Genomic DNA, 18,951 nt, shown 5'->3' with positions numbered 1-18,951 from the left:
CCACCACGGAGGGGCTCCGCCGTTGGCCGGCCCGGCCGAAGGCCCGCCTTCCGCGCGATACAATGACCCCCATGAACACCCCACAGGATTCCAGCCTCGGTCGCGAGGTCAGTTACCCGTCGCAGTACGATCCCGGCCTGCTGTTTCCCATCCCCCGCAGCGGTGCCCGCGCCGAGATCGGCCTCGACGACGCCGCGTTGCCGTTCGTCGGCCATGACCGCTGGCATGCCTTCGAGCTGAGCTGGCTCGACACGCGTGGCAAGCCGCAGGTCGCCGTCGCCACCGTGCAGGTGCCGTGCACCTCACCGCGGCTGATCGAATCGAAGTCGTTCAAGCTGTACCTGAATTCCCTCAACAGCACCCGTATCGACAGCGCCGAGGCACTGCGCGCGCGCATCGTCGACGACCTGTCTGCCTGCGCCGGTGCGCCGGTCCAGATCGAGTTCGGCCTGCCGGGCCTGCGTGAGACGCCGCTCGGTGAATCCATCGACGGACTGGACGTGGAGATCGACTGCTACGGCCCGCCGCAGGCGGACTTTCTGACTGCCGACGCGGGCGAGGTGGTGGAGGAGACCCTGGTCTCGTCGCTGCTGAAGTCCAACTGCCCGGTCACCGGCCAGCCGGACTGGGCAACGGTCAGCCTGCGTTACCGTGGGCCGAAGATCGACCGCGCGGGCCTGCTGCGCTACCTGGTCAGCTACCGCGAGCACGCCGAGTTCCACGAGCAGTGCGTTGAGCGGATCTTCAGCGAAGTGTCCGCCCGCTGCCAGCCGCAGTGGCTGGAAGTGGAGGCCCGCTATACCCGCCGTGGTGGCCTGGACATCAACCCCTGGCGCGCCAGCCCTGACATCGCCGCCCCGGCCGCGACCTACCGCGAACTGCGGCAATAACCGCCGCAGGCGGTTACGGGTAGTGCCGGCCGCTGGCCGGCAACCGCAGGGAACCCGCGTGCAGGGCCAGGGCAAGCCGGCCAGCGGCCGGCACTACCGGGCACCGTCTCTCCCGATTGTTCAGCCGCCCCCGGGGGCGGCTTCACATCTGCACCATCCCCATTTAACAACCTCCATGGCACCGTGCGAACCACGTAGTCATGCAGACGGGAGTTGTGGATGAGTACCGAGAAGAAAGCCGATTTCTCCGGCGTCAGTGGCAGCGTCGACAGTACCGCCGAGCAGGTGCCGAAGGCGGACTTCTCTGGCGTCAGCGCTTCGGTGGACAGCACCGCAGACGTCGTCAGCGGCGGCACCTACATCGTGCAGAAGGGTGACTCGTTGTCGAAGATCGCCAAGCAGCATCTGGGCGACGCCAATGCCTGGAAGAAGATCTTCGAAGCCAATCGCGATGTGCTTGACGACCCGGACAAGATCTTCCCGGGCCAGACCCTGAAACTGCCGCCGAAGTAAACGGCGATCGAACGCCGTCCGACAATCCCTGGGAGGAACCCCGAATGATCAAGACCACCCCGCTCCAGACCGCCCTGATTGCCGCCCTGTTGGGCAGCGTTGCCCTGGTCGGTTGCAAGAAGAAAGAAGAGTCGACCGACAGCAACGCCGCGCCCGCCGCAACCGCTCCGGCCGAGCCGGCACCGGCGCCGATGACCGGCGCGCCGCCGCCGATGGCTGAAGCCGCTGCAGTCAGCGTTTCGGCGGTCACCGTGGGCAAGACCGCTGCCGCCGACAAGTCGGTTGCAACGACGGCATTGTTCGCACCGAAGGATGACGTCATCGTCTCGGTCAAGACCGACGGTGCCGCCAACAACGTCACCGTTGGCGCGAAGCTGACCTACCAGGACGGCCAGGTGGCCGGCGAACAGAACGCCACCCTGAACACCAGCGGTGCGGAAACCACCAACGTCACCTTCAAGAATGCAAAGGGCTGGCCGGCCGGCAAGTACCGCGCCGAAGTCACCGTCGATGGCAAGGCGGCCGGAACGCCGCAGGAGTTCGAGGTCAAGTAAGTCCTGCCGACTCTCTCCCGGCAGGGCTCACGATGGACGCAGCCGCGAGGCTGCGTCCTTTTTTATTGGGCGATACTCGGAAGCACTCCGCGGGCCGCCCGTAATGAGATAAAGCTTGTCAACGGGAAACCTCCCACCGCAGCGGACGGAGTTTCGCGGAGTTGGGCGGAAAGAAGGGCGAGATCAATGTCCTGGATAGATTTGACAAGGGTGTTGTTCCTCATGAAGTGTCACATCTTGGCGGTGTGGATGATCTTTATGACAAGACGACGGGGCTGCCCAATCCTGCACGTGGCGACGGAATCATGAATAGGGTTCCCGGTGTGGTTGACAGCCATACCATCGGTGGAGTTGTGGAAGGCGATTCGGCGGTTCAAAAACGGGAGCGTTGAGATGCTTGCACGCATTTTGGTTTTCTTCGCTTTCTTGTGCCCGCTCACCTCGTGGGCCCAGGAATCTAGCCTGTGGAGCTACAGCTGCGACCACTTTCTGTACGGTGCCTGCCTGCGCGTGCCGACAGGCATGTCCGTGACCTACGAGGCACCCGTTGACTTTGGTCTGCACCGAATCAGGTATGAAGGTAGGGAAGTCGCCTTGATCTACGAGGGCGATGCCCCCGAAAAGCCTGCGTCAGGAAGCACGCCGGATCTGCGCTTCACGGACGGCGGATATGTCGTGTCGGGGTATGCAAGGGCGGAAGGAGGTTCCACCCGGTACGACGTCTACGTTCGACCCGGATCGTCTGGTGCCGGTTCGCTGCACATCCGCGGCTCTGCAGCGACGGCTGATGAACTCGCCAGCCTGGCCGCCGTCGTTGGGGGATTCCGCATCTGCAACTTCCAGCAAAGCAAGCGCTCACAGACATTGACCTGTCCAAGGCGTGCCGAGTGGGGGGCGCGATTGTCGGAGTGGGTCATGCGTGCCTCAACGAGCGGGAAGTCGAATTAGCCATCAAGCCTCAGCTTCCAGACCGGAAGCGAGCCAGCGGCGCAACACAGTGGTGCAGTACCGCTGCGTATGGCGCGGCTTTGCCCCGCGCGGCTGAAAACGCGACAATGCAGGGGTTTCCCCGCCGCGCGCCCACCCTGACGGCGACGGGGGAAAGCGCGGGGCCCGGCCTCGCGCGCGACACGGTTGCACGTGGCCCGGCGCTGGCGCCGGCCTTCCCCTGAGCATTGCTACAGAGTCCAAGTCCCCCATGTCCAAGATCCTCTACACGCTGACCGACGAAGCACCGTTCCTGGCCACCCAGTCGCTGCTGCCGATCGTCGACGCCTATACCTCCACTGCCGGCATCGCGGTGGAAACCCGCGACATCTCGCTGTCCGGCCGCATCCTGTCGCTGTTCCCGGAACTGCTGAGCGACGCGCAGAAGGTCAGCGACGACCTGGCCGAGCTGGGCCAGCTGGCGACCACCCCGGACGCCAACATCATCAAGCTGCCGAACATCTCCGCTTCGGTGCCGCAGCTGAAGGCGGCCATCAAGGAACTGCAGGACCAGGGCTATCCGCTGCCGGATTACCCGGAAACCCCGGCCGACGACCAGCAGCGCGACTACAAGGCGCGCTATGACAAGGTCAAGGGCAGCGCGGTGAACCCGGTGCTGCGCGAAGGCAACTCCGACCGCCGCGCACCGCTGTCGGTGAAGAACTATGCGCGCAAGCACCCGCACCGCATGGGCGCCTGGGCCTCGGATTCGAAGTCGCACGTCGCGCACATGGCTGCCGGTGATTTCTACGGCAGCGAAAAGTCGGCCACCCTGGCCAACGCCGGTTCGCTGAAGATCAGCTTCCACGGCAAGGACGGCAGCACCGTCGTGCTGAAGGAAAAGACCGCGGTGAAGGCCGGCGAGATCGTCGACGCCGCCGTCATGAGCCGCAAGGCACTGGCCGCCTTCATCGGCGAGCAGATCGCCGATGCCAAGGCCCAGGGCGTGCTGTTCTCGCTGCACCTGAAGGCGACCATGATGAAGGTCTCCGATCCGATCATGTTCGGCGTGGCGGTCAACGAGTTCTACAAGGACGTGCTGGCCAAGCACACCGACGTGCTCAAGCAGGCGGGTTTCGATGCCAACAACGGCATCGGTGACCTGGCTGCGCGCCTGCCGTCGCTGCCTGAAGCCACCCGTGCGGCGATCGAAGCCGACCTGGCTGCCGAGTACGCGCAGCGCCCGGGCGTGGCCATGGTCAACTCGGACAAGGGCATCACCAACCTGCACGTGCCGAGCGACGTGATCGTCGACGCCTCGATGCCGGCGATGATCCGCGACTCCGGCAAGATGTGGAACGCCGAAGGCAAGCTGCAGGACACCAAGGCGGTCATTCCGGATCGCTGCTACGCCGGTGTGTACCAGGCCGTCATCGACGACTGCAAGGCGCACGGCGCCTTCGACCCGGCCACCATGGGTTCGGTGCCGAACGTCGGCCTGATGGCGCAGAAGGCCGAAGAGTACGGCTCGCACGACAAGACCTTCCAGATCGCTGCTGATGGCGTGGTCAAGGTCACTGACGATGCCGGCACCGTGGTGTTCGAGCACGCCGTGGAAGCCGGTGACATCTGGCGCATGTGCCAGACCAAGGACGCGCCGATCCAGGACTGGGTCAAGCTGGCCGTCGAACGCGCCCGCCTGAGCAGCACCCCGGCCTTGTTCTGGCTCGATGCCGCCCGCGCCCACGACGCGCAGGTCATCGCCAAGGTCGAGCAGTACCTGAAGAACCACGACACCAGCGGCCTGGATATCCGCATCCTGCCGCCGGTGGAAGCCACCGCGTTCTCGCTGGACCGCATCCGCAAGGGCGAGGACACCATCTCGGTGACCGGCAACGTGCTGCGCGACTACCTGACCGACCTGTTCCCGATCATGGAGCTGGGCACCAGCGCCAAGATGCTGTCGATCGTGCCGCTGATGGCCGGTGGCGGCCTGTTCGAGACCGGCGCCGGTGGTTCGGCCCCGAAGCACGTGCAGCAGTTCGTTGAAGAGGACTACCTGCGCTGGGATTCGCTGGGCGAATTCCTGGCCTTGGCCGCGTCGCTGGAACACCTGGGCAACCGCTACGACAACGCCGCAGCCCGCGTGCTGGCCAAGGCGCTGGACGAAGCCAACGGCCAGTTCCTGGACAACGACAAGTCGCCGTCGCGCAAGCTGGGTGGCATCGACAACCGTGGCAGCCACTTCTACATCGCGCTGTACTGGGCGCAGGCGCTGGCCGCGCAGGACGAAGATGCCGCACTGAAGGCACGCTTCGCCCCGCTGGCCAAGGCGCTGACCGACAACGAGCAGAAGATCGTTGACGAGCTGATCGCGGTGCAGGGCAAGGCCGTGGACATCGGCGGCTACTACCGCCCGGACGTGGCCAAGGCCAGCAAGGCGATGCGCCCGAGCGCGACCTTCAACGCCGCGCTGGAGCAGCTGCGCGGCTGATCCATCGCCGCTCGGCCGTGACACCGGAACCCGCGCTTCGGCGCGGGTTTTTTTTGGGCCAGGATTACTGCGGCCCTTCATCCACGCATGGCGTGGATCTACCCGGGTCCAGAACCGTGACATCCATCGGCTGTCGGAATGCCGTCAAAGGGGCATGAAACTTGCCCGCGATGGCCGTCGCAGAACGGATAGGAGACAGCCTGCAACCGCCCTCGATCTGAGCAGTCGATCACGACGGCTGCCGCTGGCGATGCCCTAGCCTTGGCGACGCGAGGCCACCGGGGAGGTGGCCGCACGGGGAACACGGATGGCACGCGTGCTGGTAGTGGGAACCGACATCCAGGGCGAGCAGGCCCTGCTGCAGCGGCTGCGCGTGGCATCGGCCCTGCCGGACGGCCAGATCCGCCGCAGCCAGGACCTGGATGATTGCGATCTGCTGGTCATCCGCGATACGCCGGCGCTGCGCAACGCGACCCAGCGCATGCGTCAGCAGCGTCCGCGACTGCAGTGCTGGATCGAAGACCTGGGCGGCCAGCTGCGTGACGGTGATGGGCACCAGGACGTGCTTGACGATGGTGCCATCGGCCGCGCGCTGCGCCGCATGCAGTTGGCACCGGAGCCCATGGCCATGCACGCACCCGCACCGATCCGTCTGGCCGATGGTGCACACGCCATCACCCGCCTGCTGCGCGAGCGGCTGCCGCTGCGACAGGGGCAGGCACTGTTGAGTGATGCGGGCGAGCCTCTGCTGCTGATGGATCTGGAGCACGACCAGGCCGTGCTGCTGCAGGAACCGGCTGCGGCGCTGGTGGAGCGTCTGGCCGATGCCTTCGAACACCTGCAACTGGATGCGCTGACACCCGCACGCCTGCAGGCGCTGGCCGGTGAGCGGCCACGCCAGCCACTGCGACCGCTGCTGTGGCAGTGGGCACAGCGCAGCCGCCATTGGCAGGCATTGGACGAACGCCTGCGTGGCGCTTCAGTGAAGCTGCTGCGCTGGCCGGACTTCCGCGTACTGGGCCACGACCATGATGGCTTCCGCCTGTGTTCGCTGCTGCTCAAGCGCGCGTGCACGGTTGACGAGTGCGTGATGCTGCTTGATTTGCCGGCTGCGGCGGTACGCGATTTCATCCATGCCGCCTACCTGTGCGGCTACGCGCAGCTGCAGACTGCACCGGCGACGCCGCTGATGGCGACAGGTGGCACCCGCACCGACAACGGCCTGCTTGCCCGCCTGTGGCGGCACCTGCGCGGGAGCGAACGCAATGCGTGAGCACAAGGTGGTGGTGCTGGGCGGCATGGGCAGCGGCAAGTCGACCCTGGTACGCAGCATCGCGGTTGGCGCGGTGGTCGACACGGATGTGGCCAACAGTGATCGCCTCGGCGCCGACAAGGCCTCCACCACCGTAGCGCTGGACTACGCAGACATCGACCTGCCCAACGGCGAACGCCTGCGTCTCTACGGCACACCCGGCCAGCAGCGTTTCGATTTCCTGTGGCCGATCCTGCTGCAGGGCGCGCGTGGCGCGGTGCTGCTGCTGGATGCGCGCCGCGCCGGTCTGGCCAGCGAACTGGAGGACTACCTGCAGGTGCTGCAGCCGTTCGCATCATCCTTGGCACTGGTGGTGGCGGTCACCCACCTGGACCAGGCACCGCAGGCCACACTGGATGAGTGGGCCGCCCGTGCCTGCCTTGACGACCAGCCGCTGCCGCTGCTGGCGGTGGATGCCCGTGAGCGCGAACAGGGACTGCTGCTGATGGATGTACTGATGAGCGAAATGGAAGCGCACGCACTGGTGGCGGCGCATGGCTGACGGGCAGATGGCGGTACTGCCCGATGCCGGCCAGCGAGAGCGCCTGCAGCCCTTGCTGCAGGATCTGCTGCAGCGTGTTGAAGGCGTGCGCACGGTCGTGCTGGCCAGCGTCGATGGTTTTGCGCTGGTGAGTGCCGGTGCCGAAGGGCGCGGCGAGCGGCTGGCGGCGATGACCAGCGCGATGCTGGCGCTGGCCGCGGCAGTGGGCCGCGAACTGCTGCTGGGCGATCTGCAGACGCTGATGCTGGAAGCCGCGGGCGGCAAGGTGCTGATGCTGGCGATCCAGGCCGAAGGGCGCGCACCGCTGCTGCTGATGGCGGCCTGCGACCAGCGCAGCGTGATCGGCCAGGTGCTGTGGCAGAGCAGGGAATGTGGCCAGGCGATCCTGGCCGAACTCGGCGGATCGTGAGCCCGGCCGCAGGGGAACGAGGGGCTCGAACCAACATCGACAAGGGGTGCGACGTGGCTGGATTGAATGAATCGTTGAACGCACTGATGGGCATCGACGGCGCGCAGGCAGTGGCGCTGGTCGACTACGAAAGCGGCATGCTGCTGGGCGAAGCCGGTGCCGGCATGGACATGGAAGTGGCCGCCGCAGGCAACACTGAAGTGATCCGCGCCAAGATGAAGACCGCCGCGTCGCTGAACCTCAACGACAGCATCGAGGACATCCTGATCTCGCTGGGCAAGGCGTACCACATCATGCGCCCGGTGGCGAAGAAGAAGGGCCTGTTCTTCTACATCGTGCTGGACCGGACCAAATCCAACCTGGCGCTGGCGCGGCGCAAGGTGCAGGACGTGGAGGCCGAACTGGCGATCTGATCCACCGGCGCGTTGTAGAGTCGAGCTTGCTCGACTTCGGCCAAAAGCAGTCGAGCATGGCTCGACTCTACACAAGCCACCCCACGCCAGCGTATGGTGAAGCCGGTCCTCCCGGATGAGCCCTGCATGTCCACGCCTGACATCGTTGCCGAGCTGGCGCCGCGTATCGCCGGTGCCATCCGCGATGGTTTCGAGCAGTACCATGCCCGCTTCGCGGCGATCACCGCGCGGGCGCGGCAGCGCTTTGAGCAGCGCGATTGGGCTGGTGCGCGACAGGATGCGGTCGAGCGCATCGCCCTGTACGACCTGTGCATCGCCGAGCAGATGGATGCGTTGCGCCGCCTCGCCGATGACGCGATCGGCGAGCGCGCGCTGTGGCTGCAGGTGCACGCGCAGTACAGCGCGCTGCTGCAGGGCCTGATCGACGCCGAGCTGTACAAGACCTTCTACAACACGCTGTCGCGGCGCCTGTTCGCTACCCGGGGCGTGGACCCGGCGCTGGAATTCATTGCTTTCGACGTCGAGCCCTCCGATGCAATCACCCATCCTGTCGCGCGGCATACCTACGCGGTCTCCCCGACGCGGCCGGTGGAGGCCCTGCAACGCGTGCTGGCCGACTACCGCTTCGACATCCCCTATGCGCACCAGCTGCGTTGTGCGGCGGCCATCGCCGTGCGCCTGCAGGACGACCTTGCCCATTGGGGGGACACGCCGGTACGCAGCATCGAACTGCTCGACACGGTGTTCTACCGCGAGCGCCGCGCTTACCTGGTTGGCCGCGTGTTCGGCGAGCATCGCTTTTCGCCATGCGTGATTGCCCTGGTCAACGATGCGCGCGGCCTGCGTGCCGATGCGGTGCTGACCCGGCGCCGTGATGTCGCCCATCTGTTTGGCGTGTCGCGCAGCTACTTCCAGGCTGACCTGGGCACCGTGGGCGACGCGGTGGTGTTCCTGCGCAGCCTGCTGCCGGGCAAGCCGATCGACGAGATCTACACGGTGCTGGGACGTGCCAAGCAGGGCAAGACCGAGCGCTACCGAACCTTCTTCCGACACTTCAACGAGCATCCGCAGGAACGGCTGGTGCATGCCGAAGGCACGCCGGGCATGGTCATGGCGGTGTTCACCCTGCCCAGTTATCCATTGGTGTTCAAGCTGATCCGTGACCGTTTCGCCTGGCCCAAGGCAATGTCGCGGCAGCAGGTGGAAGAGAAGTACGCGCTGGTGTTCAATCTCGATCGTGTCGGCCGCCTGCTTGATGCGCAGCCTTATCGCCACCTGCGTTTCCCGCGCGAGCGCTTCGCGCCGGCCCTGCTGGAAGAGCTGCTGCAGCAGTGCGCGCAGAGCGTACGTGTCGATGGCGACGAGGTCGAAGTCGCACTGTGCTATGTGCAACGTCGTTTCCGTCCTTTGAATCTGTACCTGCGCGAGCAGTCCGGCGAGGCGGTGCGTGCGGCGGTGCTCGACTACGCGCAGGCGATCACCGACATGGCGCGCAACAACATCTTCCCCGGCGACATGCTGCCGAAGAACTTCGGTGTGTCACGGCACGGCCGGGCCGTGTTCTATGACTATGACGAGCTGTGCCTGGTCAGCGACTGCGTGTTCCGCGCCTGGCCGCAGCCACGCACGCCGGAGGAAGCGATGGCCGACGAGCCCTGGTTCCATGTCGGCCCGCGCGACGTGTTTCCCGAGCGCTTCGGTCCGTTCATGGGCCTGCCTGCTGCGGAGCTGGCAGCCGTGCGCGAGCACTACCGGCACCTGTTCGACCCGGGCTGGTGGCAGGGCCTGCAGGAACGCTTCGCCCGGGGTGATTATCCGGACACGCCGCCCTACGCGGGCGCACACCGGCTGGCGTGAACCGGCTGTCATGGCGGCTGGGACTGGGATAGGCTCGCCGTTCATCACCAAGGATCCGGCAATGATGCGTTCCCCACTGTTTCTCGCCCTCGCGTTGGCCGTAGGTGCCGGCGCCCCCCTGCTTGCAGGCGATGCAACTGCGCAGACCGCACGTGCTGTACGTGCGACTGCGGAAATGAGCATGGTGCTGTCCGGTCATATCGAGGTCACGCCGGAGGGCGCGGTCCGTTCGCTGGTGCTGGACCAGAAAGCCATGGTGGCCCCGAGCATCGCCTCCTTCGTGGAAGGTACCATCGGTGGCTGGCGCTTCGAGCCCACGCTGCGCGATGGCCAGGCAGTGGCCACGCGGGCCCCTTTGCGCGTTCGCCTGCGCGGCAAGGCTGCGGCCGATGGCGGTTATGAAATCAGCATGACCAGTGTCGACTTCAGCGAGTACGATCCGAAGGCTACCGATTCGGTGACCCAGCTGCACATGACGCCGCCGCGCTACCCGGAAGCGGCCTACCGTAACGGTGGCCAGGGTGAGGTGCTGCTGTTGGTCAAGGTGGCCCGTGACGGAACGGTGGCCGATGTGGCCGCCGAGCAGGTGAACATGGCCGTGGTCGCACCTGAGCGGACCCTGGCGAAGATGCGTGACATCCTGGCCAGAGCCAGTGTCAGCACCGCCCGCACGTGGACCTTCAAGCCGCCGACCACCGGCGAGGACAGCACCCGGGACAGCTGGACGGTTCGCATCCCGGTGAACTTCGCCCTGAACAACGATCCCAATGCAGTGGCGGAACGCTATGGCCGCTGGCGCGCCTTCATTCCGGGGCCGCGGCAGACCGTCCCGTGGCGCGAGGCGGACCCGGTCGAGCAGGTCGGCAGCGATCTGCTGCCGGAAGGCGGCGTCTACATGGTGGACGGCGCCAAGCGCGGCCTGCGCCTGCTGACCCCGCTGGCGCAGGGCTGAGACCCGCTGCGGAGCCGGGCAGCCCGGCTCCGCGTCAGTCGGCGTACGGGTAGACCACCACCCGGTTGCGGCCCTGTTCCTTGGCCATGTACAGCGCCTTGTCGGCCAGCCGCAGCGCCTGTTCTGCGTCGACATGGAAGCTGGGGAAGTGGGCTACGCCCAGCGATACGGTGATGGTGCCGACCGGTTCGAACGGATGGTCGGCGATGTGCTGGCGCAGGCGTTCACCGGCCTGGCGGGCCGATTCAGTACTGATGCCCGGCAGCAGCAGCAGGAATTCCTCGCCGCCGGCGCGGCAGAGGATGTCGCTGTCGCGCGAGTAGCGGCGCATCTGGTCGGCGATGTGGACGATGGCGTTGTCGCCGACGTCATGCCCGTAACTGTCGTTGATCGACTTGAAGCGATCGATGTCCAGCGCCAGGATCGCGAACGGAATGCCCTGCACCTGCAGCGCGTCCAGCGCCTGCTGCAGCCCGCGGCGGTTGAGCAGGCCGGTCAGCGGGTCGGTGCGGCTGGCACGGTTGAGCGTGCCGATACGATCCTGCAGCGCATTGAAGCTGTGCAGCACCGCCTGTTTGAGCTGGGCGACCTCGAAGTACCAGGCGCGGATGCCGCTGACGTGGTTGATCGCGTTGCCGGTGTCCTCGCCGCCCTGCACGTTGCGCGCCAGTTGCCACAGCGGCATCGAAATGCGGCGCGCGAACCACCAGGTGACCAGCAGCGACAGCAGGCCGAGTGGAATCGCATTCCAGATCACTGCGGTCATCAACCGCGACAGCGGCTGCAGGGTGGCCTCGGTCGGGCGCTGCGCGATGATGCCCCAGCCGGTGGCCGCCACCGGTGCATAGCCGGCCAGCATCGACACGCCGCGGTTGTTGCGTACCTGCTGTGCGCCCCGTTCTCCGCGCACCACGGCCTTCACCGCCGGGTTGCCGACCACGTAGTCACCCACCCGCTTGCCATCGGCGTGGTACAGCAGGCGGCCATTGCGGTCCACCACGTACAGGTAGGAACCGTCGCGGTAGTAGTGCTTGCCCAGCAGCGTGTGCAGTGCACTGCGCTGGCGCAGGTACAGGGTGCCGCTGACATAGCCGCGATAGCGGCCCTGGCGGTCGAAGATCGGGTGCGACAGCGACACCAGCAGCTTGCCGGTGGCCGACTGGTACGGGTCGCTGATCATCGGCTGGCGCGCCGCCAGTGCCGCGTTGTTGCCGACACTGTGCAGCACCTCACCCTGCAGCTGCAGGGTCTGCGGCGAGGTGGCGATCACCAGGCCGTCGGCGTCCACCACCAGTGAGGAGTTGAAGCTGCTGGACTGCAGCTGCAGGCGGCTGGCTTCATCCTGGGCCTGCTTCGGATCAAGGTCGTCCTCGCCCAGGCGGGTCGCGGCATAGGCCAGCTGCTGCTGCGCGGCCAGCAGGAAGTTCTGGGTGGTCTCGGCCAGCTTGGTGGCGTAGACGCGGTTGGCTTCCAGGGTATTGCCGACCAGCTGGTCGCGCTGCACCCGGTAGCTGGCCAGCAGGGTGTTGGCCAGCGCGATGATGGCGCTGAGCAGGGCCAGGGCGAGGATCAGCTTGCCCAGGTTGAGGCGGGGAGACAGCGTTCGCATGCGTCGACGGATCCGGCAGGAGGCTGGACCCGACCGGTTCTCCGGAAGGGGCGACAGCGGGAATCGGTGGCCGGGCCCACGGGGGCCGGGCAGGGTATCGCGCGGATTATCGCCAAAAGCGGGCGCCAGCGAAGTGAAGTGCGTCGCCCTGCAGGCAAAAAAAAACCTGCCGCAGCGAGCGGCAGGTTTCTTCTGATGCAGCGCCAGGGATCAGCGCTTCATCGAACCGAAGAACTCGTCGTTGGACTTGGTGTTCTTCATCTTGTCCAGCAGGAACTCCATCGCGGCCATTTCATCCATCGGATGCAGCAGCTTGCGCAGGATCCAGATCTTCTGCAGCAGCTCCGGTTCGATCAGCAGGTCTTCGCGGCGGGTGCCGGAACGGTTGATGTCGATGGCCGGGAACACGCGCTTTTCAGCGATACGGCGGCTCAGGTGCACTTCGCTGTTGCCGGTGCCCTTGAACTCTTCGTAGATCACCTCGTCCATCTTCGAGCCGGTGTCGACCAGCGCGGTGGCGATGATGGTCAGGCTGCCGCCTTCTTCCACGTTGCGCGCGGCACCGAAGAAGCGCTTCGGGCGGTGCAGGGCGTTGGCGTCCACACCACCGGTCAGCACCTTGCCCGAGCTCGGCACCACGTTGTTGTAGGCGCGGGCCAGGCGGGTGATCGAGTCGAGCAGGATCACCACGTCCTTCTTGTGCTCGACCAGGCGCTTGGCGCGCTCGATGACCATTTCGGCCACCTGCACGTGGCGCGCGGCCGGCTCGTCGAAGGTCGAGCTGATGACCTCGCCGCGCACGGTGCGCTGCATTTCGGTCACTTCTTCCGGGCGCTCGTCGATCAGCAGCACGATCAGGTGCACGTCCGGATGGTTGGTGGTGATGGCGGTGGCGACCTGCTGCATCATCATGGTCTTGCCGGCCTTCGGCTGCGACACGATGAGCGAGCGCTGGCCCTTGCCCTGCGGGGCCATCAGGTCGAGGATGCGGCCGGTGATGTCTTCCGACGAACCGTTGCCGCGCTCCAGGGTGAAGCGGCGGCGCGGGAACAGTGCGGTCAGGTTCTCGAACAGCACCTTGTTCTTCGACGCTTCGATCGGCTCGCCGTTGATGGTGTCGACGATGTTCAGCGCGAAGTAGCGCTCGCCGTCCTTCGGGAAGCGGATGCGGCCGGAGATATGGTCGCCGGTGCGCAGGTTGAAGCGGCGGATCTGGCTGGGCGAGATGTAGGTGTCGTCCGGGCCGGCCAGGTAGCTGGCTTCAGCCGCGCGCAGGAAGCCGAAGCCGTCCGGCAGGATTTCCAGCACGCCATCGGCGGCGACGCCGTCACCGTGGCGGGTCAGCACCTTCAGCAGGGCGAAGATCACGTCCTGCTTGCGGGCACGGGCCACGCCTTCGGAGATCTGCAGCTGCTCGGCGATTTCCAGCAGCTTCTGTGCCGGCATGCGCTTGAGGTCGCTCAGCGAGTAGACCGGGAAGCCTTCGGGTACGTTGGCGTGCGGGCGCGGCACGAACGGCTGCTGCTCGCCGCCGTCGTTGGGCAGGCCATCGTCGCGGAAGCGGTTGTTGCGGTCACGGTCGCGGCGGTTGCGGAAGCGGTCACGGCGGTTGCCCTGACCTTGCCCCTGGCCCTGCTGGCCGTTCTGGTTGTACGGGTTCTGGCCCTGGTTCTGGCCGCCCCCCTGGTGGTTCTGCTGGCGCGGCTGGCCGGATTCGCGACCCTCACCGCCTTCGCCACCGCCACTGCTGGCGGGGGCCTCGGCGGCGGGCGCGCTCGGTGCAGGGGCAGCAGCCGGTGCCTCGGGCGCGGCGGCCAGCGGCAGGGTCGGCTGCGCCGGCGCGGCGCTGGTTTCGGCGGCTGCCGGAGCGGCGGCCTTGCTCACGCGGGGCTTGCGCACGCGCTTTTCGGCGGGCGCATCGGCGCTGCCGGTTTCGGAAGTGTTATCGGACAAGAGCGTTATTCCTCGCTTGAAGGTGCGAGCGCCCGGCTGGGGCGGCGAACGTTGGGAATGGGTCTGGAAGAAATTGCGTCCAGAGGGTGCGGCACGCGAACGCGGCCGGATATGCCGACACTATCATCGGCCTGCGGCGCCACGCAAGGGTCGCCGGGAACAACATTCATCATGGGCGCGGGGCGCCCGCCGGCAGCCGCGGTCGGCGGCTGCCGGAGAACAGCAGGATCAGGCCAGGGCCTTGTCCAGCAGGCCGGCCAGCTGGGCCTTGCCCACCGCACCGATCTGCTCGCCGACCTTCTCGCCGTCCTTGAACACGACCAGGTACGGAATCGAACGCACGTGGTACTTGGCGGCCAGCGCACGGTTGTGGTCGACGTTGACCTTGGCGATCTTGGCGCGGCCCTGGTAGGCATCGGCCAGTTCGTCCAGCGCCGGGGCGATCATCTTGCACGGGCCACACCACTCGGCCCAGAAATCGACCAGCACCGGTTCCTTGGAATTCAGCACTGCGCTATCAAAGTCGGCGTCGCCGACATGTACAACCTTGTCGCTCATCTTGGTTTCTCGTCTTGGATTGCACCCGGCCATGCCGGAGGTGGGTGAACTGGGCCATGCCCGGTGGCGCGACCCTCGTCGTTGCCTCGCGGCGCACTGCCGCGGTGCGTTCGGCGGGATGCCTGGACGCTCACGGCCGGCAGTGTACCCCTATCGCAGGGCGGGGACAGGCGCCGGCTGGAACCCAGCGTATCGTGATCGCTTCGATGCCTGGTATGTGTCGGATTTCACTGTCTTCCTGTACATGGGGCTGGCAGCGGGCGACACCAGCGGCCCTGGCAGGGCCGTTCAAGTCCGGTGTGGCTGGGTGAAGGGTGCCGTCTCTTGACTTTATGAGACAGCTCATTCCGGTTTGCCGGCCCGAGTGCGTTAAACTGGGGCATTGTGCGGCGCGCGGACCGGGTGGTCCCAGCCTGCCAACCCGCCGCAGGGGCCGCAGTTTGCGACGGTGCCCCTAGACGATGAAGTGCCAGCTGCCCCACGGGCCGGCGGCCATACCAAGACGGACTCATGAGCGACAAACCGCTGACCGATTTGACCTTCTCCTCCTTCGAGCTGCATCCGGCCCTGCAGGCCGGCCTTGAAGGAGCCGGATTCACCCGCTGCACCCCGATCCAGGCGCTGACCCTGCCGGTCGCGCTGCCCGGTGGTGATGTTGCCGGCCAGGCCCAGACCGGCACCGGCAAGACCCTGGCCTTCCTGGTCGCTGTCGTGAACCGCCTGCTGACGCGTCCGGCCCTGGCCGACCGCAAGCCGGAGGATCCGCGCGCGCTGATCCTCGCCCCGACCCGCGAACTGGCCATCCAGATCCACAAGGATGCAGTGAAGTTCGGTTCCGACCTGGGCCTGCGTTTCGCCCTGGTCTACGGCGGCGTGGATTACGACAAGCAGCGCGAACTGCTGCAGCAGGGCGTGGACGTGATCATCGCCACCCCGGGCCGCCTGATCGACTACGTGAAGCAGCACAAGGTGGTCTCGCTGCACGCCTGCGAGATCTGCGTGCTGGACGAAGCCGACCGCATGTTCGACCTGGGCTTCATCAAGGACATCCGCTTCCTGCTGCGCCGCATGCCCGAGCGCACCACCCGCCAGACCCTGCTGTTCAGTGCCACCCTCAGCCACCGCGTGCTGGAGCTGGCCTACGAGCACATGAACGAACCGCAGAAGCTGGTGGTTGAAGCCGAGACCATCACCGCCGCGCGAGTGCGCCAGCGCATCTACTTCCCGGCCGACGACGAGAAGATCCCGCTGCTGCTGGGCCTGCTGTCGCGCAGCGAAGGCGCGCGCACCATGGTCTTCGTCAACACCAAGGTGTTCGTCGAACGCGTCGCCCGTTCGCTGGAAAAGGCCGGCTACCGCGTCGGCGTGTTGTCCGGCGACGTGCCGCAGAAGAAGCGTGAGAGCCTGCTCAACCGCTTCCAGAAGGGCCAGCTGGAAATCCTGGTGGCCACCGACGTGGCCGCGCGTGGCCTGCACATCGATGGCATCAAGTACGTCTACAACTACGACCTGCCGTTCGACGCCGAAGACTACGTGCACCGCATCGGCCGTACCGCGCGCCTGGGCGAAGAGGGCGATGCGATCAGCTTCGCCTGCGAGCGCTACGCGATGGGCCTGCCGGACATCGAGGCCTACATCGAGCAGAAGATTCCGTCCGAGCCGGTCACCAAGGAACTGCTGACCCCGCTGCCGCGCCCGGAACGCCCGGCCCCGGCTGCGGGCGAGGAAGGCGAGGACAACGAAAGCGTCGGCCAGATCTTCCGCGAAGCGCGCGAAGCCCGCGCTGCCGAGGAAGAGCGCCGTGGCGGTGGCCGCAGTGGCGGCCGTTCCGGCAATGGTGGTGGCCGCGGTGGCCGCGACGGTGAGCGCAGCGGCGAGCGTCGTTCGCGTGGCCCGCGCAAGCCGCGCGTGGAAGGCGAGCAGGGCGCTGCCGCCCCGGCCGCCGGTGCCGAAGGCGCTGCCGCGCAGGCCCCGCGTCCGCCGCGCCCGCCGCGTGCTGAAGGCGCACCGGAAGGTGCGGTGGACGGTGAGCACAAGCCGCGCAAGCGCCGTCGTCGTCGCCACGGCCGTCCGGTCGAAGGTGCCGAGGGTGTGCAGAACGCCGCCGGCAATGGCGCCAGCCCGGTCACCCCGGTGCAGGTGGTGGCCAAGCCGGTGCGCACGGCTGCTGATACCGGCGATTCGTTCCTGACCCGCATCGGCCGCAAGATCCGCCGGATGCTGTCGGGTGGCTGATCGGCCGATGGTGGTGCCCCATGGGGCAGGGTAGTGCCGGCCGCTGGCCGGCAGCTTCGTGGGTTGCCGGCCAGCGGCCGGCACTACCGATGGCGCTACCGATCCGTCGCGCCGCTCCTGCATAATCGGGGCATGAGTGTCCTGCGCTTCGACAATGTCAGCAAACAGTACGCCGGTGGCCACGAGGCGCTGACCGATGTCAGCTTCGAGGTCGCGCCGGGCGAGATGCTGTTCGTCACCGGCCATTCCGGTGCGGGCAAGAGCACCCTGCTCAAGTTGATCCACCTGGACGAGCGTCCCAGCCGCGGCGCGGTGGTGTTCGACGAGCGCAACCTGCTGAAGGTGCGCGGTGGCGACGTGCCCCGCCATCGACGCGCGGTCGGCGCGGTCTACCAGGACCACCGCCTGCTGATGGACCGCTCTATTGCCGAGAACGTGGCGCTGCCGCTGATCCTGCGCGGCACCCGCCGTAGCGACATCAACAAGCGTGTGCGCTCGGTGCTGGAGCGGATGGGCCTGGGCCATCGCGAGAAGGCGCTGCCCTCGCAGCTGTCGGCCGGTGAGCAGCAGCGCGTCGGCATCGCCCGCGCCATTGTCGGTGAGCCCAAGCTGCTGGTGGCCGATGAGCCGACCGGCAACCTCGACCCGACCCTGGCGGCGGAGATCATGGCCCTGTTCGCCGAGCTGCCCGCGCGCGGCACCAGCGTGCTGGTGGTCAGTCACGACCTGCCGCTGTTGCGCCGCATGCGCAAGCGCGTGCTGATCCTTGACCACGGCCGGCTGGTGGATGACATCTCGCCGCAGGACCTGGCGGAGTAATCGATGGCGAAGAACGAAAACAGCGAAGCCGCCGCCCCGTCGCGTGTGGGCGTCTGGTTCCAGCACCACGTGCACAGCGTGGTGTTCAGCCTCGGCCGCGCCTGCCGCAAGCCGTGGGCGACCCTGCTGACGGTGATGGTCATGGCGCTGGCGCTGGCCCTGCCGCTGGGCCTGTCGATCGCGCTGGACAACCTCAAGCAGTTCGCCGGCAGCGTGCAGCAGTCGCGCGACATCAACGTGTTCCTGAAGGGCAACGTCGATGGTCCCGGCGCGCTGCGCCTGGCCGGCCAGCTGCGCGATCGCGATGACGTGGCCGAAGTGAACGTGCGCACGCCCGAGCAGGGCCTGCAGGAACTGCGCGATGCCGGCCTCGGCGAGGCGATCGATGCACTCAACGACAACCCGCTGCCCTCGCTGCTGGTGATCACTCCGGGCCAGGGCAAGGACGACGCACGCCTGGCGCGCGCGCTGGAAAGCCTGCCCGAGGCCGACCTGGTGCAGCACGATGCGCTGTGGCGCCAGCGCCTGGATGCCTGGCTGGCGTTCGGTGCGCGGCTGGTGCAGGTGCTGTCGGTGCTGCTCGGCGTGGGCGCCGCGCTGGTGGTCGGCAACACCGTGCGCCTGGACATCCAGGCCCGCCGCGAAGAGATCGGCGTGCTGCAGCTGCTCGGCGCCAGTGATGGCTTCATCCGCCGCCCGTTCCTGTACCTGGGCGCGTGGTATGGCCTGGGTGCCGGCGCGGTGGCGCTGGCCCTGATTGCTGCGGCCGGCGCCGCCTTGCGCGTGCCGCTGGCCGAACTCTCGCGCAGCTACGGCAGCCCGTTCGTGCTGCACGGCCTGGACCTGCTGCATGGCAGCCTGGTCCTGCTCGGCACACTGCTGCTGGGCTGGCTGGGCGCGTGGCTGGTGACCGGCCATTTCCTTCGCCAGACCCGCCCGACCGACACCTGAGAC

17 protein-coding genes are annotated in these 18,951 nt (G+C 67.0%); 14 read left to right on the top strand and 3 right to left on the bottom strand.

The genetic code is table 11. The features are described 5' to 3' along the window. Window positions 1–71 precede the first annotated feature (71 nt). From queF to N7573_RS18030, 11 genes are all read left to right on the top strand, one after another. Window positions 72–890 carry an NADPH-dependent 7-cyano-7-deazaguanine reductase QueF gene (gene queF, locus N7573_RS18080; protein WP_279943238.1) on the top strand — a complete coding sequence of 273 codons (819 nt, stop codon included), beginning with the start codon at window positions 72–74 and terminating at the stop codon, window positions 888–890. A gap of 219 nt (window positions 891–1,109) precedes the next feature. Further along, window positions 1,110–1,403 (top strand): LysM peptidoglycan-binding domain-containing protein, encoded by a 294-nt coding sequence (locus N7573_RS18075; RefSeq protein ID WP_279913593.1) that lies wholly within the window; start codon window positions 1,110–1,112, stop codon window positions 1,401–1,403. Between the two features lie 44 nt (window positions 1,404–1,447). Beyond that, window positions 1,448–1,957: a hypothetical protein gene (locus N7573_RS18070; protein WP_197610989.1), complete on the top strand. Its 510-nt coding sequence runs from the start codon at window positions 1,448–1,450 to the stop codon at window positions 1,955–1,957. Window positions 1,958–2,118: 161 nt separating this feature from the next. Further along, entirely contained in the window at window positions 2,119–2,349 is a 231-nt protein-coding gene (locus tag N7573_RS18065; RefSeq protein WP_279913592.1) for a hypothetical protein, read from the top strand. A gap of 806 nt (window positions 2,350–3,155) precedes the next feature. Continuing rightward, entirely contained in the window at window positions 3,156–5,378 is a 2,223-nt protein-coding gene (locus N7573_RS18060) for an NADP-dependent isocitrate dehydrogenase (RefSeq protein ID WP_279913591.1), read from the top strand. A gap of 307 nt (window positions 5,379–5,685) precedes the next feature. Next, entirely contained in the window at window positions 5,686–6,651 is a 966-nt protein-coding gene (locus N7573_RS18055) for a hypothetical protein (protein WP_279913590.1), read from the top strand. Next, on the top strand, window positions 6,644–7,192 hold the full coding sequence (locus tag N7573_RS18050; RefSeq protein WP_279913589.1) for an ATP/GTP-binding protein: 549 nt from the start codon (window positions 6,644–6,646) through the stop codon (window positions 7,190–7,192). The genes N7573_RS18055 and N7573_RS18050 overlap by 8 nt, the downstream gene beginning before the upstream one ends. Continuing rightward, a complete protein-coding gene (locus tag N7573_RS18045) occupies window positions 7,185–7,601 on the top strand; it encodes a roadblock/LC7 domain-containing protein (RefSeq protein WP_121504246.1) in 417 nt (138 codons plus the stop codon). Before N7573_RS18050 ends, N7573_RS18045 begins: the two co-directional genes overlap by 8 nt. Window positions 7,602–7,654: 53 nt before the next feature. Next, window positions 7,655–8,014, top strand: coding sequence for a hypothetical protein (locus tag N7573_RS18040; RefSeq protein WP_005419760.1), 360 nt, complete (start codon window positions 7,655–7,657; stop codon window positions 8,012–8,014). Window positions 8,015–8,140: 126 nt separating this feature from the next. Beyond that, the gene (gene aceK / locus N7573_RS18035) at window positions 8,141–9,871 is read left to right on the top strand and encodes a bifunctional isocitrate dehydrogenase kinase/phosphatase (protein WP_049400768.1); all 1,731 of its coding nucleotides are present in this window, start codon (window positions 8,141–8,143) and stop codon (window positions 9,869–9,871) included. Between the two features lie 61 nt (window positions 9,872–9,932). After that, window positions 9,933–10,823 (top strand): energy transducer TonB, encoded by an 891-nt coding sequence (locus tag N7573_RS18030; protein ID WP_032130286.1) that lies wholly within the window; start codon window positions 9,933–9,935, stop codon window positions 10,821–10,823. Window positions 10,824–10,857: 34 nt separating this feature from the next. On the opposite strand, the gene N7573_RS18025 is transcribed toward N7573_RS18030, so the two are convergent. The 3 genes from N7573_RS18025 to trxA form a co-directional block, all read right to left on the bottom strand. Further along, the gene (locus tag N7573_RS18025; RefSeq protein WP_032130287.1) at window positions 10,858–12,432 is read right to left on the bottom strand and encodes a sensor domain-containing diguanylate cyclase; all 1,575 of its coding nucleotides are present in this window, start codon (window positions 12,430–12,432) and stop codon (window positions 10,858–10,860) included. A gap of 210 nt (window positions 12,433–12,642) precedes the next feature. After that, a complete protein-coding gene (rho, locus tag N7573_RS18020) occupies window positions 12,643–14,385 on the bottom strand; it encodes a transcription termination factor Rho (protein ID WP_029379723.1) in 1,743 nt (580 codons plus the stop codon). A 228-nt stretch (window positions 14,386–14,613) separates the two neighbouring features. Continuing rightward, window positions 14,614–14,943: a thioredoxin gene (gene trxA, locus N7573_RS18015; protein ID WP_005411275.1), complete on the bottom strand. Its 330-nt coding sequence runs from the start codon at window positions 14,941–14,943 to the stop codon at window positions 14,614–14,616. 510 nt (window positions 14,944–15,453) lie between these two features. On the opposite strand from trxA, the gene rhlB reads away from it, so the two are divergent. The 3 genes from rhlB to ftsX all read left to right on the top strand — a co-directional run bounded on the left by rhlB (window position 15,454) and on the right by ftsX (window position 18,948). Beyond that, on the top strand, window positions 15,454–17,178 hold the full coding sequence (rhlB, locus tag N7573_RS18010) for an ATP-dependent RNA helicase RhlB (protein WP_279913819.1): 1,725 nt from the start codon (window positions 15,454–15,456) through the stop codon (window positions 17,176–17,178). Window positions 17,179–17,310: 132 nt separating this feature from the next. Beyond that, window positions 17,311–17,997 (top strand): cell division ATP-binding protein FtsE, encoded by a 687-nt coding sequence (ftsE, locus tag N7573_RS18005; RefSeq protein ID WP_032129538.1) that lies wholly within the window; start codon window positions 17,311–17,313, stop codon window positions 17,995–17,997. A 3-nt stretch (window positions 17,998–18,000) separates the two neighbouring features. Then, window positions 18,001–18,948, top strand: a complete 948-nt coding sequence (gene ftsX / locus N7573_RS18000) for a permease-like cell division protein FtsX (RefSeq protein ID WP_010481047.1) — start codon at window positions 18,001–18,003, stop codon at window positions 18,946–18,948. The last annotated feature ends 3 nt before the right edge of the window (window positions 18,949–18,951 follow it).

Origin of the sequence: Stenotrophomonas sp. GD04054 (assembly GCF_029836955.1) — a bacterium.
In the GTDB taxonomy this organism is placed as follows: Bacteria; Pseudomonadota; Gammaproteobacteria; order Xanthomonadales; family Xanthomonadaceae; genus Stenotrophomonas; species Stenotrophomonas maltophilia_A.
The sequence above is the reverse complement of the archived record's forward strand: the minus strand, read 5'-3'. Positions and strand labels throughout refer to the sequence as shown.

Coding starts and splice junctions, on each gene's coding strand:
- queF (WP_279943238.1), top strand. CDS start 72: ATGAACACCCCACAGGATTCCAGCCTCGGTCGCGAGGTCAGTTACCCG.
- N7573_RS18075 (WP_279913593.1), top strand. CDS start 1,110: ATGAGTACCGAGAAGAAAGCCGATTTCTCCGGCGTCAGTGGCAGCGTC.
- N7573_RS18070 (WP_197610989.1), top strand. CDS start 1,448: ATGATCAAGACCACCCCGCTCCAGACCGCCCTGATTGCCGCCCTGTTG.
- N7573_RS18060 (WP_279913591.1), top strand. CDS start 3,156: ATGTCCAAGATCCTCTACACGCTGACCGACGAAGCACCGTTCCTGGCC.
- N7573_RS18055 (WP_279913590.1), top strand. CDS start 5,686: ATGGCACGCGTGCTGGTAGTGGGAACCGACATCCAGGGCGAGCAGGCC.
- N7573_RS18050 (WP_279913589.1), top strand. CDS start 6,644: ATGCGTGAGCACAAGGTGGTGGTGCTGGGCGGCATGGGCAGCGGCAAG.
- N7573_RS18045 (WP_121504246.1), top strand. CDS start 7,185: ATGGCTGACGGGCAGATGGCGGTACTGCCCGATGCCGGCCAGCGAGAG.
- aceK (WP_049400768.1), top strand. CDS start 8,141: ATGTCCACGCCTGACATCGTTGCCGAGCTGGCGCCGCGTATCGCCGGT.
- N7573_RS18030 (WP_032130286.1), top strand. CDS start 9,933: ATGATGCGTTCCCCACTGTTTCTCGCCCTCGCGTTGGCCGTAGGTGCC.
- N7573_RS18025 (WP_032130287.1), bottom strand. CDS start 12,432: ATGCGAACGCTGTCTCCCCGCCTCAACCTGGGCAAGCTGATCCTCGCC.
- trxA (WP_005411275.1), bottom strand. CDS start 14,943: ATGAGCGACAAGGTTGTACATGTCGGCGACGCCGACTTTGATAGCGCA.
- rhlB (WP_279913819.1), top strand. CDS start 15,454: ATGAGCGACAAACCGCTGACCGATTTGACCTTCTCCTCCTTCGAGCTG.
- ftsE (WP_032129538.1), top strand. CDS start 17,311: ATGAGTGTCCTGCGCTTCGACAATGTCAGCAAACAGTACGCCGGTGGC.
- ftsX (WP_010481047.1), top strand. CDS start 18,001: ATGGCGAAGAACGAAAACAGCGAAGCCGCCGCCCCGTCGCGTGTGGGC.